General features: G+C 66.7%; 11 protein-coding genes and 1 pseudogene. 3 read left to right on the top strand and 9 right to left on the bottom strand.

Features of this window, described 5'->3' with window-relative positions; all coding sequences use genetic code 11:
• Positions 1–39: 39 nt before the first annotated feature.
• The 4 genes from leuS to C446_RS07355 form a co-directional block, all read right to left on the bottom strand.
• Entirely contained in the window at positions 40–2,859 is a 2,820-nt protein-coding gene (leuS, locus tag C446_RS07370; protein ID WP_006672458.1) for a leucine--tRNA ligase, read from the bottom strand.
• 101 nt (positions 2,860–2,960) lie between these two features.
• Positions 2,961–4,475 (bottom strand): LVIVD repeat-containing protein, encoded by a 1,515-nt coding sequence (locus C446_RS07365; protein WP_006672457.1) that lies wholly within the window; start codon positions 4,473–4,475, stop codon positions 2,961–2,963.
• Positions 4,476–4,538: 63 nt separating this feature from the next.
• The gene (locus C446_RS07360; RefSeq protein WP_006672456.1) at positions 4,539–5,516 is read right to left on the bottom strand and encodes an ROK family protein; all 978 of its coding nucleotides are present in this window, start codon (positions 5,514–5,516) and stop codon (positions 4,539–4,541) included.
• A gap of 186 nt (positions 5,517–5,702) precedes the next feature.
• Entirely contained in the window at positions 5,703–6,167 is a 465-nt protein-coding gene (locus C446_RS07355) for a universal stress protein (protein WP_006672455.1), read from the bottom strand.
• A 329-nt stretch (positions 6,168–6,496) separates the two neighbouring features.
• Between C446_RS07355 and C446_RS07350 the strand changes: the two genes are divergently transcribed.
• Positions 6,497–6,937 carry a hypothetical protein gene (locus C446_RS07350; RefSeq protein WP_006672454.1) on the top strand — a complete coding sequence of 147 codons (441 nt, stop codon included), beginning with the start codon at positions 6,497–6,499 and terminating at the stop codon, positions 6,935–6,937.
• A gap of 114 nt (positions 6,938–7,051) precedes the next feature.
• Here the strand turns inward: C446_RS07350 and C446_RS07345 are convergent, their stop codons facing one another.
• Positions 7,052–7,537 carry a dCTP deaminase/dUTPase family protein gene (locus tag C446_RS07345; RefSeq protein ID WP_006672453.1) on the bottom strand — a complete coding sequence of 162 codons (486 nt, stop codon included), beginning with the start codon at positions 7,535–7,537 and terminating at the stop codon, positions 7,052–7,054.
• 131 nt (positions 7,538–7,668) lie between these two features.
• Between C446_RS07345 and C446_RS07340 the strand changes: the two genes are divergently transcribed.
• Both C446_RS07340 and C446_RS07335 read left to right on the top strand, forming a co-directional pair.
• Complete coding sequence (locus tag C446_RS07340) at positions 7,669–8,985, top strand: Zn-dependent hydrolase (RefSeq protein ID WP_006672452.1); 1,317 nt, start codon at positions 7,669–7,671, stop codon at positions 8,983–8,985.
• 118 nt (positions 8,986–9,103) lie between these two features.
• Positions 9,104–9,781: an O-methyltransferase gene (locus tag C446_RS07335; protein ID WP_006672451.1), complete on the top strand. Its 678-nt coding sequence runs from the start codon at positions 9,104–9,106 to the stop codon at positions 9,779–9,781.
• Here the strand turns inward: C446_RS07335 and C446_RS07330 are convergent.
• From C446_RS07330 to C446_RS07315, 4 genes and pseudogenes are all read right to left on the bottom strand, one after another.
• Entirely contained in the window at positions 9,766–10,224 is a 459-nt protein-coding gene (locus C446_RS07330; protein ID WP_006672450.1) for a hypothetical protein, read from the bottom strand. The genes C446_RS07335 and C446_RS07330 overlap by 16 nt on opposite strands.
• A 229-nt stretch (positions 10,225–10,453) precedes the next feature.
• Positions 10,454–14,219, bottom strand: a pseudogene (locus tag C446_RS07325) (PAS domain S-box protein).
• 103 nt (positions 14,220–14,322) lie between these two features.
• Positions 14,323–14,772, bottom strand: coding sequence for a response regulator (locus tag C446_RS07320; protein ID WP_006672447.1), 450 nt, complete (start codon positions 14,770–14,772; stop codon positions 14,323–14,325).
• The gene (locus tag C446_RS07315; protein ID WP_006672446.1) at positions 14,773–14,979 is read right to left on the bottom strand and encodes a hypothetical protein; all 207 of its coding nucleotides are present in this window, start codon (positions 14,977–14,979) and stop codon (positions 14,773–14,775) included.
• Between the last annotated feature and the right edge of the window lie 244 nt (positions 14,980–15,223).

The raw sequence follows: 15,223 nt of genomic DNA, 5'->3' as shown, positions 1-15,223 counted from the left end.
GGTGATCCCAGCAGGCAAATCCGAGCCGATCACCTCTGGTCAGTCGATGTGGATCGACGGCTTGCTCGGGCGCGCGGCCACGTCCGTCGTCCCGTCCGCGCGACGCACCGTCACGTCGGCGTCGAACTCGTCGGTGAGCAGCCAGGCCGCACGCTCGAGGACCGCACGCTCGCGGTCGGCCGGTAGTGGTTGAGGTCGCTCGGACGAGCCACCGCGTCCCGAGACGAACTCGAGCGTACCCTCGAGAACGCCGCTTTCTTCGAGAAACGTCGCGAGCCGTTCACGGTCGGGAGCGTCGAGGTCCGGGTCGGCCGCGAGTCGGTCCCGAAGTCGCTCGAGGAGTGTCGACCGGTCCGTCTCGCGACGGCCAGTCTCGGCCGCAGCGATTTCGTTCACAGCCGCCAGGACGCGGTAGGTCCACTCCTCGGCGACGACCAGTTCGATCCGGTCGAGGTCCGTGAGTGCTGCGACGTCGACGATGTCCCGAACGTCCTCGAGGGTCCGTTCGACGAGCGCACGCTCGAGCCGGTAGTCGATACCGTCCGCGTCGGCTGCCGTCTCGAGGGCGGGCCAGTCGGCGTCGACGACGAGGCCGTCGCCACGGAGCTTGTTCCACAGCTCTTCGCCCAGGTGGGGTGCCATCGGCGCGATCAGTGCGGACAGGGTCAGCAGGCCGCGTCGGTACACCCTTTCCTGCGGGCGCTCGAATTCCCGATATCGGGCAAGCAGTGTGGCGAGTTCCCGGAGCTCGGTCGCGACGCGGTGGAATCGGAACCGATCGTACTCCGTGGCGGCCGCCACGATCGTACGGTCGATTTCGCGGTCGACGTACTTGTCTCTCGGGAGGCGGTCGGCTCCGGTTCGCGGGGCGGCGTTGGTGCTGCCATCGTGGCTACCGTCGTCCCCGCCGACCCTACTCCACCCACCCTCGACGAACTCGGTCACCATCCCGTACAGCGTCTGCTGGAGGTCGTACGCCCCGCGAACGTCGTTTGCGGTCCACTCGAAGTCCTGTTCGGGGTGAGCCGCCGAGAGGACGAACAGTCGGGTCGTCTCCGCACCGTACTCCTCGGGAGCGACGACGTTACCCGCCGAACTGGACATCTTCTCGCCCTCGTACAGCACCGTCCCCTGGCTCCGTAGTTCCCGGATCGGTTCGGGACAGTCGAGCAACCCGAGATCAGTCAGCGCTCGTGCGAAGAACCGAGTGTACAGCAGGTGCAACGTGGCGTGCTCGTCGCCGCCGACGTAGACGTCGACGGGCAGCCACTCCGCGGCCAGGTCGGTATCGAACGGGGCGTCCTCGAGGTCGGGTGAGAGGAATCGCAGGTAGTACCACGAGGAGTCGACGAACGTATCCATCGTGTCGGTCTCGCGTCGCGCGGCCTCGCCACACTCGGGACAGGTCGCCTCGCGGAAGGAGACGTGTTCCTCGAGCGGGTTGCCCGTGGTTCGGACGAACTCGGGGAGCTCGACCGGTAGTTCCTCGTCCGGGACGGGGACGGGGCCACAGTCTTCGCAGTGGACGATCGGAATTGGCGTCCCCCAGTACCGCTGCCGCGAGAGCAACCAGTCCCGTAGTCGGTAGGTGACGTCGTCCTCGAGTGTGTCACACTCAGCTATCAGCCGTTCGCGGGCGCGGTCGCTCTCGAGACCGGTGTAGTCGCCGCTGTCGATCAACGTGCCGTCGCCCGTGTACGGGGTGGCATCACTGCCGTCGTGATCGTCGCCACCGTCGGGCTCGATCACCCGCTCGATCGGCAGGTTCTGCTCGCGAGCGAACTCGTGATCGCGCACGTCGTGACCGGGGACGCCCATCACTGCGCCGGTGCCGACGTCCTCAAGCACGTAGCCCGCGACGTAGACCGGGAGTCGCTCGCCGGTCAGCGGGTGGATCGCGGTCGCGTCGGTTTCGACCCCGGAGAAGCCGGTTTCGTCCGACACCCGGGTTCGATCCACGGTCTCGTCGACGTACGCCCGTACGTCGTCGTCCACCTCGGCGAGCGCCCGCGCCAGGTCGTGTCCCGGCGAGAGCGCGAGGTAGGTCGCGCCGTGGATCGTCTCGGGCCGGGCGCTGAAGACGTCGACGCTCGTCCGACCGGTCTCGAGTGCGTCCTCGAGATCGACCGCGAATTCGATCCTTGCACCCTCTTGCCGTCCGATCCAGTTGCGCTGGATTTCACGAACGCCGTCGGGCCAGCCCGTAAGATCGGCTAACCCCTCGTGAAGCTGCTCGGCGTAGTCGGTGATGGTGAAAAACCACTGGTCGAGTTCCCGTCGGTCGACGGGGCTCTCACAGCGCCAGCAGGTGCGGTGGCCGGCCCCGTCGGCGTCCTCGAGTGCAGCCTCACGAACCTGTGCGTCGGCCAGTACCGTCTCGCAGTCCGGGCACCACTCGACCGCCGCGGCCTCGTACTCCACGAGCCCCGCCTCGTACAGGCGTTTGAACAACCACTGGTTCCACTGATAGTAGTCGGGATCGCAGGTGGTGATCTCCCGAGTCCAGTCGTACCCCAGGCCGAGCGTCTCGAGGTCTTCCCGCATCCGCCGGATGCAGGCTCTGGTCCAGGACTCGGGGTCGCTCGCGCGCTCGTAGGCCGCGTTCTCCGCGGGGAGGCCGAACGCGTCCCACCCCATCGGGTGGAGAACGTCGTCGCCACGCATCCGTCGGTAGCGGGCGTAGGCGTCCGTAATGGCGTAGTTTCGGACGTGACCCATATGAAGCGTCCCGGACGTGTAAGGGAACATCCCGAGGACGTAGGTCGGGTCCGTCGCGTCGTCGGGGAGTTCGTACACCCCCTCCCGCTCCCAGACGTACTGCCAGAACTCCTGTACCGCCGCGTGATCGTATCCCGTCATGGCGTTCGGCCGTGAGGTCCACTGGGGAGCCGTCCCACATCATTGTTCGCCCCGATCGCGCTCGATCACGGCAGTCGTCTCTCCGACCACGGGCGCTCCACTCACTGCCGGTTTCGCCGCCGCAACACCTCGAGTGCAACTGCACCGCTGGCGACGCCGACCGCGCCGGCGGTGAACCCGAGCCGCGAGTCGTCGTCTTCGGTCTCGTCGTCTTCCTGGCTCGTTTCGGCCGTCGGCTCTGATTGTGCTGTTTCCTCCCCGGCGTCCTCGTCGTCTTCCGTCCGGCGCTCCGGCTCGAGGTCGAACGCGTCCGGATCGGTCAACGACGGGGGATCGACCTGCTCGCCGGCTTCGATCGGGAACGTGTAGAGGGCCCCCTCGGTCGGCGAGTTCGGAATCGCGGGCGTGCTGCTGGCGACGAACGTCTCGCCCGGTTCGGCGACCCGAGCGGTCCAGAAGCCGGCTTCGTGGGGGTCACGCCAGGACGCGACCGCCTCCGGCTCGTCGGGATCAGTCACGTCGTGGATCGAGACGCCACCGCGATACCAGGACGCGTAGAGCCGACCGTCACGAAGCTCGAAGTTGTGCGCCGTCGTCCACAACCCGGCCCCGTAGCTCTCGTCGACGGCCTCGGGAGCCGCGATCGAACCCCGTTCGACCGGCGCTTCCGGCTCGGAGACATCGTAGAGGTCGATCCCACCCGGCCCGTCCGGCTCGTCGCCGCCAGTCGCCCAGGCCTCCCGCCCCACCGCCAGCAGGTCACCGGTCTCGTCGACCGCCGAATAGTGGTCGTTTCCGGGCAACCCCTGCTGGGTCTCGCTCCCGTCGTCGACTGCGAGTTGCTCCTCGAGGGAGGTTTCGGCGACGTGCGAGAGGTACTCGGGTTCGGACGGGTCGGCGACGTCTAGCAGGTACGTGCCGGCGTTCCAGTGGGCGAGGTAGGCGATATCGTCGTGGACGTAGACGTCGTGGAGATAGCGGGCGAGCCAGTAGACGTCGCCCCAGTCGGGTTCGCGCTCGAGCAACGACCAGCGGCCGATCTCCTCGATCTCGGCTCCGACGTCGTACACGACAAGCGGATTCTCGGCGGGGTCGTTCGCGACGACGTAGAGCGTCTCGCCGTCGAGATAGCAGTTGTGGATGTGGAACCCGGTTTCGTACGGCTGGCCGACGAGCGCCGGCTCCGCCGGCTCCGACACGTCGTAACAGCAGAATCCGTGAAAGAGTCGACCCGAGGCCGAGGTACGGTTCGCCGGCCCCGGAACCACGAGCCGATCGCCGTCGACTTTGACGTCGAGCACCTCGAGTAAGGGGTCGCCGTCGACGGCGATACTGTCCTCCTGAAAGAGCAGTTCGGGGTCCCCGGGATCGCTCACGTCGACGATCGCGAACCCGGTCGTCGTCGCGAGATAGACGATCTCACCGTCGTCGCCGACCACCGCCTCGGCGGCACCCTCGATGGCGACCTGGCCGAGGGGTTCGTAGCCGCTGTCAGCAGTCTCGAGCGAACCTGAACTCGCGGCCGTCCCGGACGCGGCGTCGATCGACCGCGAACCGAGCGCGGGGAGGGCAAAGAGGGAAGCACCGCTTCGCCGGAGCACCGTTCGCCGCTGCATACATCTTCTCACGTGGTCGACGCCAAAATAGCACCGGGTGTAACACAGCCGCTGAGTCGGCCCCTACCGCTTGAAGCGGCTTCGATCGCCGGTCCCCTCGGTCATCGCGCTCGCAAGGGCACCCTCGAGGACGACGTCGTCGCCGTGGTCGGTCACGCGGATTTCCGGGACGTTGGCCATCACCATCTCCGAGACCCGTTGGCGGATGCGGTCGACGACCAGGTCCTCGTTGTGCAACGCGACTGCGCCGCCAAAAGAGACGACGATCGGCGCGAACGAGTGGATCACGTTGCTGACCCCGATCGCGTTCCAGTGGGCCAGTTGATCGATCGCGTAGTCGGCCAGTTCGTCCTCTCCGGCGAACTCGAAGACGTCTTTCGCCGTGAAGTCGGGGTCCTCGAGCGGGAGGTCGGTGTCGATCGTCGGGTCGTCCTCGGCGAGCAGACGGACGAAATCCGGGATGGCGTTCCCGGAACAGTAGGCCTCCCAGTGACCGTCGTGGCCGCAGCCACAGGTCAGCCGGCCGCGTGGATCGACGACGGTGTGGCCGACCTCGCCGGCGTTGCCGTCCCAGCCGTCGAGAATCTCACCGTCACAACAGACGCCGGCACCGATCCCCGAGGAAATCGTGATGTAGACCATATCGGCGGGGTTGCGATCGGCGTGGAACCGCTCGCCGATGACGCCCGCGGTCGTGTCGTTGTGGAGGTGTACCTCCTCGCTGTCGATCAGTTTCTCGATCGGTCCCGTCAACGGAATGCGGTCGATCGAGTCCGGCAGGTTGGCCGGATCGATCACCGCTCCTTCGGCGAGATCGAACGGGCCGATCGAGCCGATACCCGCAGCGTCGATCGATTCGGGCTCGATCCCCGCATCGCCACAGGCTTCCCGGAGCGTTCGCAGGACGCCTTCCGTCACGTCGATGCCCGTCGGGCCTCGCGGCGTCGCGTTCCGGCTGACGCCGATCGTGGTCCCGTCGTCGTCGGCGACGGCAGCCCGCAGGTTCGTCGCGCCGAGGTCGACGCCGGCGTAGTAGACCATCCTGTCCTAGGAACGACCGTCGCCGTACTTAACTACCCAGATTACGACTCGGAGACGAGTAGCATTCTGTACCGGACGGCCGGTCGAGCCGTCGGCGGGGCTGTCGCCGACTGGGTCCGACGGCTATTCGGATGCCGCTCGTCGATCGGCGGACTCGGGCGGGAGAACGGACTGAACCGAGCAGCCCTAGTCCAGTACGTTCACGTCCCGGAAGTAGGTCACCGGACAGGGTGCCTGCAGGATAATATCCTGTGACACCGATCCGAGCACTGCCTTTTCGGCTGGTGATCGACGACGACCGCCGACGACGATCCGATCCGCGTCTACCGACCGCGCCAGGTCGACCACCTCGTCGCCGACATCCCCGATCGCGCCGCGGATCTCGCAGTCGACGCCCGCTTCGGTGAGTCGCTCCTCGAGATCACCGACCGGCGCGCGACGGGTCGCGACCGCGTCGGGATCGACGTCCTCGACGCGAGCCTCGAGTCCGAGGTCCTCCCGGAACTCCTCGTACTCCGTCTCGGTAAACGCGTGTCCGATAACGACCGTCGCCTCGAGCGGTTCGGCGATCTCGAGGACGGTTTCGGCCAGGTCCTCGGCGCGAACCGTGTCCATCGGTCCGACCGCCAGCAAGACGGTATCGATTGCCATACTAACACGTAGCCGCAGCGATCGGGTTAAGTATTCACCTCGGTGCAGTATTCCGTCACCCGACCGTGACGCGAGTATCGTTCCGACACCTCGACTCATCCGACTCACCCGGCCCCGACGGGGAACACGACCGACAGCACGTCCCTACATACGGTTCACTCCCCGTTTCCGGTGGACCCGCGATCCGAAGCAGTCACACCGGGAGATCGATACAACACTCCCTATCAACTCGACCACATCGCCGGCGATTGGAGTGACGACGATCCGCTCGGTCGGAGATCAGTACGCGGCGTGAAAACATATTTTGCGCCGGTCTCCTACCACACGGTATGACGTTCCTCGAAACCCTCGCGATCGCCGGGCACCTGCTGGCGGTCGTGATACTCGTCGGTGCGACGGTGACGATGGCGTTGGTCGTCCTGCCGGCCGCTCGGCGAGGACGACTCTCCGTCGACGCCGTCCGTGCGATCGGGAAGCGGTTCGCGCTCGTGACTGCCGTCTCCGGCGTCGCGATTCTGTTGACCGGGGTCTACTTTACCTCCCTCGAGTACACCCTCACCGCGCTGGCGACGACACCGTCGGGCTGGCTGACGCTGGCATCGATCCTCGTCTGGGTGCTCCTCGCAGTGCTTCTGACTGCCGGCACGAACCGGCTCGCGAAGACGGTCGCGGTCGGCGACGCCCGGCGTGCGGCCGAGCGGAGCCAACCGTGGTACAACGCCGCCACGGTCGTGTCGGTCGTAGGGCTGCTCGTGTTCGGCACGCTCTGAGACGGATTGCTGTAACTGTGTACCGCCGATCGGCGATCCAGTTCTGTCGATCGGCGATCATTGACTCCCGTAACCCGTAAGCGAGGGGAAGACCGAGCTGAAACGGTGAGGGTATCAACCGTTCTCGAGGTCGACGCCAGCCGAGCCGTTCCGACCGTCGGCCGGGAGCAGCGTCGAAATCCGCGCGTTCTCCTTGAGCCGGAGCCCGCCGTCGGCGACCGTCAGCGGGATCAGCGGCAGGTGTGACACCACCTGCATCGACGGATGCGAGCCTCCTCGCGCGAGCACGTCGTTGCGTGGTTGCAGCCACAGCGGCTCCTCGGGATCGGTCAGGAACTCGTTGTGCTGGACGATGTACTGGCCGCCCTCGAGGTTCCACCAGCCGTACTCGTCGTCCGGCTCCCGAAGCTCCGTGTCGACGGGCTCGAGGTCGGCGTCCTCGAGTTCGTCGCCGCCGAAGTCGATCCGACCGGGGCCGGCGACGCGGTAGATTGCACTCGCGGTCAGATCGATCCCGTGCTCGTGAACCTGTGCGGGTTCGTACACCAGATTGTCGACGACGTCGACGAGCGGGTGTTCGTGTTCGTGTTCGGCGGACATTCGATCGATGCTGACGGCACGAAGGGCCAAAAAACGTGCCGTCCGCGGTCGCCTTCGCGACACCGATCCTGCCCTGGAGTGCCCTGCCGCGAGACGAAACGGTATCCCACGGGAATCCGAAAAGCGGGCGTATGAGCAGGCAGGAGCCGAACGGAGGCGGGAACGGAGCCGCGGACGAACCGATCGTCGTCGACCGGGATCGACTCCGGACGGATATCGAGGAAAACGCCGCGTTCGGCGCGGTCGACGCCGACGAGGGGCGGGGCCGAACGGTCCTCACCGGGACGGAGGCGAACCGACGAGCGCGCGACCGCCTCGTCGACCGACTCGAGGACGCGGGACTCGCCGTCTCGGTCGACGCCGTCGGGAACGTCGTCGGCACCTGGACGCCCGATTCGGCCAACCCGGACGCGTCGCCGGTCGCAGCCGGGAGCCACCTCGATTCGGTACCCGAGGGTGGCATCTTCGACGGCCCTCTCGGCGTCTACGCTGCGCTCGAAGCCGTCCGTGCCCTGCAGGAAAGCGGCTGCGAGCCGAGACGGCCGGTCGCGGTCGTCTCCTTCACCGAGGAGGAGGGGACACGGTTCGGCGGCGGTCTGTTGGGGTCGTCCGTCGCGGCGGGCCAGTACAGCATCGCTGACGCGCTCGCGGCGACCGACGACGAGGGGACGACACTGGAGACCGTTCTCGAGGGGATCGGCTACCGCGGCGACGGGAGCGTCGACGCCAGCGAGTGGGACTCGTTCCTCGAACTCCACGTCGAGCAGGACACGCGCCTCGAGGAGCGTGGGGTCCCAGTTGGCGTCGTCTCGACGATCACGGGGATCGTCCACGCGGAAGCGCGGTTCGTCGGCGAGGCCGACCACGCCGGAACGACGGCGATGGGCGACCGGACCGACGCGCTCGCCGCAGCGAGCGAATTCGTGCTCGACGTAGAGCGGGCAGGCCGGGAGTTCGCGATCGACGGAGCGGACGCGGGCGAACCCGGCACCGCCGTCGCGACCGTCGGCAAGAACCACGTCGCGCCGAACGCGACCAACGTCGTCCCCGGCGCGGTCGAACTCGGGGTCGACCTCCGGGACATCGACGCCGAGACGATGGGCGCGCTTCTCGAGCGGACCCGTCGCTGTCTGACCCGCCTCGAGAGCGACCGCGGCGTCGAAACCGAGTTCGACGTCGAACTCGAGGTCGATCCAGCACCGATGAGCGACCGCTGCCGGGACGCGCTCGTGTCGGGAGCCGACGCGGCCGGCGTCGAGTCGGTTTCGCTGCACTCCGGTGCGGCCCACGACGCGATGACCGTCTCGCGGGTCACCGACGCAGGTATGCTCTTTGTCCCGTCGGAGGATGGACTCTCACACACGCCGCTCGAGTGGACGGACTGGGAGGACTGCGCGACGGGAGCCCGCGTACTCGCCGAAGGGATCGCACGCCTCGCCGCGACGTAACTCCCTCCGCAGCGACTCGTGTCACGTTTCGGCGGAGCGATCGTCAGCATGTGGAGAGACGCCGGCAACGTAACTCGGCGTCCCAGAAGTTGATGTGCTGGGCCCCGTAGCCACGGGTATGGTCGACGTACTCGCGACAGAGGTCGAGCGTTTCGTCCGGGCCGTCGGACCCGAACCCGACGAGACGCTGGTCGAAATGGACGAGTTCGCCGAGCGCGAAGGATTCCCACACGTCGGGCCGGAAGTCGGTGGCGTCCTCCGACTGCTGGCACGGCTGACCGACGCCGAGCGGATCTTCGAGTTCGGCTCCGGCTACGGTTACTCCGCCTACTGGTTCGCCGAGGCGCTGCCCGGCGACGGCGAAATCGTCCTCACCGAGGTCGACGAGGACGAACTCGAGTTGGCCCGCGAGTACATGGCTGTGGGGGGGTACGACGAACTGGCCCGGTACGAACTCGGCGACGCCATGGAGACGATCGAGAGCTACGACGGGCCGTTCGACGTCGTCCTGATCGACCACCAGAAACACCGGTACGCCGACGCCTTCGAGGCCGTCCGTGCTTCGATCCCGCCAGGGGGTATCGTCGTCGCGGACAACGCGGTCACCGCGGGGGTCATCGAGTTCGAGAAGCTCCGCGAGATCGTCGCGGACGGCACCGATCCCGACACGCTCGAGGTCAACGACCACACGCGAGGGATCGCCGACTACCTGCAGCGAGTGACCGACGATCCCGAGTTCGAAACCGTCCTGTTACCGCTTGGAGAAGGAATCGCGGTCAGCTACCGTGTCGAGTAGTCGGACGTCTCGGCCTCGACCTGTGTGCCGGCGGACGCACCGTACTCGCGAGCCGCCAGGAACGCGGTCGAGCCACAGGCAGTCAGCAAGGTCCCCCAGGTGATCGCGGTCAACGAGAGGACGAGCGTCGCCGTCGGGCCGGGGATCGACGCCGCGACGGCCTCGAGACCGACCGCGTGGAGACCCGCGATGCCCAAGAAGCCGACCCAGAGTGCGAGCGATAGCTGGGCGAGGGTTCGGCGAGTGACCCGCTTCGCGTACAACGCCAGCCAGTAGACGCCGCCGACGGCGAGAGCCGTTGCTCCGACCGTCGGCACGATCGCGTCGGTACTGGCAGTCGCGGCACCCGCGACCGCGAAGGAAGCGAACGATGCAGCGAGCAGGAGTCGACCCCGGTTCGGCTCCGAAGCCGGGTTGGTGATGGCGTGGATCACGTCGTGCACCGCCTTGCCGGCAGGTGTAGTGGATCGGATATATAACTGTTGGTCGGCCCGACACCTCCTGTGGCCGGTGAGGCGTCGGCCGTCGTCGACCGTCGGCAGCTCGAATCGCGACCGTCGCTCGAGATCGACGGACCGGCGGGCAACGACGCGACTCGTACTGGCTGCTGGAAGACGGTTCCGGCGCGACCGCACGACGAGACGCGGTCGCACCGGTAAATCGGTACAGCGGTCAGTTCTCCGAGGCAGCCGGCAACGTCACGTAGAACGTCGTCCCTTCCCCGGGCGTCGACTCGACGTCGATCTCGCCGTCGTGGCGCTCGACGATCCGTCGACAGAGCGCGAGTCCGATTCCGGTACCCGACCCCTGGCCAGCGGCCTGCAGCCGCTGGAACACTTCGAAGATACGTTCCTGATCATCGGGGTGGATGCCGATCCCCTCGTCCCGGACGGCGATCGTCCGCGTTCGACCGGTGGTTCGCTCGGCCGATACCTCGATCCGGGGGGACTCGTCGCCGCTGTACTCGACGGCGTTCGAGAGGAGATTCTGGAATACCTGGCGCAACTGGTGGGCATCGCCCCGAACCGTCGGGAGCGCCTCGACCTCGACCGTCGCGTTTTCTTCGGCGAGACTGACAGTGAGATCGTCCCGAACGTCCTCGAGAACGGCGTTCAGATCGACGGGCTCGAGCGGATCGCCGCGGGTTTCCACCCGCGAGTACTCGAGCAGCCCTTCGATCATCGCTTTCATTCGCTCCGCACCGTCGACGGCGTACGCGAGGAACTCCTGGCCGTCCTCGTCGAGGTCGTCGCCGTAGCGCCGGTCGATGAGTTGCAGGTAACTCGAGACCATCCGCAGCGGCTCCTGCAGGTCGTGGGAAGCCGCGTACGCGAACTGCTCGAGGCGCTCGTTGGACTCCTCGAGTCGGNTGCAGGTAACTCGAGACCATCCGCAGCGGCTCCTGCAGGTCGTGGGAAGCCGCGTACGCGAACTGCTCGAGGCGCTCGTTGGACTCCTCGAGTCGGCGCTGGTACTCGTTTCGCTCGGTGACATCCTGGGCGACGAGCATGCCGGCATCGACCTCGTCGCCGATCCGGACGGGGAGGATACGCGCGGAGAGTTCGCGCCCGCAGTACGTGATCTCGAACGACCGTTCCTCGCCCTCGAGGGCGGCCCGGAAGTGGGGTTCGATCTCTTCGACGAGGTCGTCGTCGTACCGCTCGGGGAGGCGCTGTCCGATGATCGTCTCCCGAGCGGCTCCGAGGTCGTCCAGCAACGCGCCGCCGGCGGCCGTATACCGGAGGTCGTCGTCGAACAGAGCCACGATCCCCTGTGGGAAGTTCTCGACGAGCGTCCGGTACCGTTGCTCGCTGGCCTCGAGTTGCCGCTGGCGCTCCATGCGCTCGGTGACGTCACGTACGACGCCGATCCGCTCACGTTTGCCGTCTGCCCGCGTGAGACTGGTCACCGTCGCTTCGACGGGAACGCGGTCGCCGGCTGCAGTCTCGATCTCCGTCTCGATCGTGGACGCGTCGGCGTCGTCGGCAGCGAGCCGTCGAGCGAGCGCTATCGTCGACTCGTCGGCTACCAGCGAGCCGTGCGATCCGAGCAACGCCTCCCGATCGTAGCCAGTCAGTTCCGTGTAGGCGTCGTTGACCGTCGTGAACCGGTTGTCCTCGTCGATCACGTATATCCCGTCCTCGATCGTTTCGACGATCGTCTCGTACCGTCTGAGCTCCCGTTCTTGCTCCTTTCGGTCGGTCACGTCGCGGAAGTACACCGACAGACCGGTCTCGGACGGGTACGCGGTAAACTCGAGCCACGAGTCCAGCGCATCGACCCGCCGCTCGACGCTTACCGGTCGCTGGGTTCGCATCGCCTCACGGAACGGACGACGGATCGGCTCCACCTCGCCCGGATAGGCGTCCCAGAGTCGTTCGCCCAGCAGGTCGTCGGGATCGGCTCCAGAACCGTCGTCTTCGGGGTCGGGATCTCCGCCCGTTTGTCCTTCCCCCGCACCGAGGAGATCGGCAGCGTGGTCGTTGGCGTGCGTGAACCGCCAGTCGTCGTCGACGGCGACGAACGCGTCGGAGACCCGGCCCAGTATTTCGCTCAGCTCGGTCTCGAGTTCGCTCTTCCGGCGCTCGAGACGACGTTCGTACTCTTTGCGCTCGGTGATGTCTTCGCCGACGATCACGACGCGCCCGAGTTCCCCGTCCGGCCCCGGAACCGGCGCGGCGTTGACGGAGAACCAGCGGCGGCGACGGGCCGGGTCGTCGCCGTTCTCGTCGTCGCTCTCGAGGACGAGTTCCCGATCGACGACCGGGTCGCCGAAGCGACGGGCCAGCGCCGACGGTGCCCGTTCGGGCTCGAGCGGCTCGCCGGGTTCGCCGATCCTCTCCCCGCCGTCGTCGACGTCGTAGACGGTCCACGCCTCGCTTCGTGCGACATTCTCAATCGTCGCGTCGGCCGGCAGGTCCAGTTCCTCGGTCGCGTATCGGTTCGTGAGGACCGTCTCGCCGTTCGCGTCCTCGACGGCGATGGCGACCGGAGCCGTCCGAAGGAGTTTCTCGGTCTGGGATCGCTCACACTGGAGGCGGCGTTCGTTCCTGATCCGGTCGAAAATCGCCTCGAGACTCGAGGCGACGATCTTCGCGAGCGACAGCTCCTCGTCGCCGAACGCGGCCGCCCGTTCCGATCCGACCAGGAGAACGCCGTGGTCGCCGATCGGGAGCACGATCTCGCTTCGGATCGGCGTCTCGGGGTTGTAGACGTCGGGGTCGGAGCGGACATCCTCGTAAATTTCGGACTCGCCGGTCTCGAAGACGCGCCAGACGATCCCCTCGCTCTCGCCGAACGTCGGGAGTTCGTCGAACAGCTCGACCGCACGCTCGGACTGTGCGGCCGGCCGGAGGGCCTCCCGATCGTCGTCGTAGCGATAGACGCCGTTGATGTCGAGATCGAGCACGTCCTCCAGGCTCCGGCAGGCCCGCTCCGCGACGGCCTCGCGTGTGTCACACTCGAGCCAGTCGCGAACCCCTTCGTTCAGCCGCCGCAACTGGACGGCGCGGCGGCGCTGCTCCGTGACATCGTAGTACAGTTCGATGCGGCCGCCGTCGTACGGCCCGCTTTCGATCGGTTTGCTCCGGTGCTCGAGCCAGCGTTCGTCGCCGTCGCCGCCGGTGATCCGACACTCGAACTGCTCGAGGTAGCTGTTGTCGTCGTAGGTCGCCAGGACGGTATCGACGAACTCCTCGGCGTCGCCCTCCGAGACGCGGTCGCGGATCGTCTCGACGATCAACTGTCGTTTGTCCCGGCCAACGACGTCGGTCCGGTCGATTCCGAAGTACCGCTCTGTCGTGTCGTTGATCCAGGCGACGTCGAACGACGAATCGAGAACGAACACCCCCACGCCGGCCGCCTCGAGCGCCCCCGGCATCGACTGGAGCGGCTCCGGTGGGCTCGAGTGGGCGGCAGTCTCGGACCGTATCGGCCGAACGACGCCGAGCCCGCCACCGTCGTACGTTCCGGTCGACTCCTCGGGTAGCGAACGGTTGAGTCGCAGGCGACAGGGGACGGGGTCGCCGTCGGTGGGGACCGTGATCTCGAGTTCGGTGATGGTGTCGGTGTCGAGGTCGATGCCGGTGTCGGTGTCGGTGTCGGTATCGGTGTCGGCGTCACCGTTGCCAGCGTCTCCGAGGGCGCTCGTGACTCGATCGCGGTCCCCCTCGACGGCGAGTTCGGCGACGGGAGTCCCGAGCAGACGGTCGCGACTCCGGTGGCAGCACTCGGTCCCACGGTCGCTCGAGGCCGAGTCGGACCCGTCACATACCAGTTCTGCGAGGTCGTCGTCGACAGCGACGAGTCGGCCGTCACTATCGAACCGGAAGACGCCGCCGTCGACGGTCTCGACGAGGGTTCGAAACTGCGGACCAGGGGATGGCTCCCCGGCGACGAACCACCCCTGGCCGTTACCCGACTGACCACGATCGCTCATTACCGGGTTCAACGCACTCGAGCGGATAAGTTCACTGCACAACAAGTAAGAGAATCGCCTGCAGTGGTAGGTCGGCGGAACGCCAGCAAACGACGGCCGACCGTTACCGCGATGTCGGAGCCGGCGGCAGCTTCGCGTGGCGACACCAGAACCGCACGAGCAACTCGGCGATCGTAACGGTCTCCTCGAAGCCGGTCGGCTTCGTCAGGTACGCGTTCGCGTGTGCCTCGTAACACCGTGATACGTCATCGGGATCGCTCGAGTCGGTAAACACGAGCACAGGGAGCCGACGAAGCCGTGGCTCCGCTCTGATGGCCTCGAGTAGTTCGCACCCGTCTTTCCCGGGGAGGTCCAGATCGACGATCACGATGTCGGGAAGCGCCGCGGGATCGTCGTCGGCGGTCCGTTTCAGGCAGCGTAACGCGTCGTAGCCATCGCCGGAGACGCGAAGCCGGACATCGGCGTCGATCGTCGAGAACGCTTCCCGGAGAAGCGTCGCGTCCGCATCGTCGTCTTCGACGAGGAGGAGTTCGGTTCGCGTGCCGCCCGACATTCAGCTACTCGGGGTCGAGTGGGTGACGATATTCACGGACCCGGCCACTCCACGTGCAGCCGGTTTCGTGACGACCGAGACGGGGACCGAGACCGGATCGGACCAGCGTCGCGTCCGCGTGTCGAACGCATCTCTCCGTACCGTCGGTCCGTCTCGCTCGAGTGCTCCGTCGCCGGTGTGGCTGCCGTCGGTCCGCGGTCCATCCATATTACGTTTCCTCAAGGAAATGCAGGATGAATAATCGTTCGCCCAAATAGATTTGGATCGGCGCACCGACCGGAAATATATTGAGTAAAACTGCAACCAACGGGGTTGCAGATATCCGCAGGCGACGAACGCGCGTCGTTACTCCTCCGTGGCCTCGGTCCCGAAGTGATCGAACGGCTGGACCCGGGCGTTCTTGAGGAACCACTCGTCGTCGATCTCACACCCCAGCGTCTCGAGGTCGGCC

Source organism: Halobiforma nitratireducens JCM 10879, assembly GCF_000337895.1.
Classification (GTDB): Archaea; Halobacteriota; Halobacteria; order Halobacteriales; family Natrialbaceae; genus Natronobacterium; species Natronobacterium nitratireducens.
The sequence above is the reverse complement of the archived record's forward strand: the minus strand, read 5'-3'. Positions and strand labels throughout refer to the sequence as shown.

What these genes read in the sequence shown, in the direction of transcription:
- C446_RS07365 (WP_006672457.1), bottom strand. Translation starts at nt 4,475, where the DNA reads ATGCAGCGGCGAACGGTGCTCCGGCGAAGCGGTGCTTCCCTCTTTGCC.
- leuS (WP_006672458.1), bottom strand. Translation starts at nt 2,859, where the DNA reads ATGACGGGATACGATCACGCGGCGGTACAGGAGTTCTGGCAGTACGTC.
- C446_RS07345 (WP_006672453.1), bottom strand. Translation starts at nt 7,537, where the DNA reads ATGTCCGCCGAACACGAACACGAACACCCGCTCGTCGACGTCGTCGAC.
- C446_RS07335 (WP_006672451.1), top strand. Translation starts at nt 9,104, where the DNA reads ATGGTCGACGTACTCGCGACAGAGGTCGAGCGTTTCGTCCGGGCCGTC.
- C446_RS07355 (WP_006672455.1), bottom strand. Translation starts at nt 6,167, where the DNA reads ATGGCAATCGATACCGTCTTGCTGGCGGTCGGACCGATGGACACGGTT.
- C446_RS07360 (WP_006672456.1), bottom strand. Translation starts at nt 5,516, where the DNA reads ATGGTCTACTACGCCGGCGTCGACCTCGGCGCGACGAACCTGCGGGCT.
- C446_RS07315 (WP_006672446.1), bottom strand. Translation starts at nt 14,979, where the DNA reads ATGGATGGACCGCGGACCGACGGCAGCCACACCGGCGACGGAGCACTC.
- C446_RS07350 (WP_006672454.1), top strand. Translation starts at nt 6,497, where the DNA reads ATGACGTTCCTCGAAACCCTCGCGATCGCCGGGCACCTGCTGGCGGTC.
- C446_RS07320 (WP_006672447.1), bottom strand. Translation starts at nt 14,772, where the DNA reads ATGTCGGGCGGCACGCGAACCGAACTCCTCCTCGTCGAAGACGACGAT.
- C446_RS07340 (WP_006672452.1), top strand. Translation starts at nt 7,669, where the DNA reads ATGAGCAGGCAGGAGCCGAACGGAGGCGGGAACGGAGCCGCGGACGAA.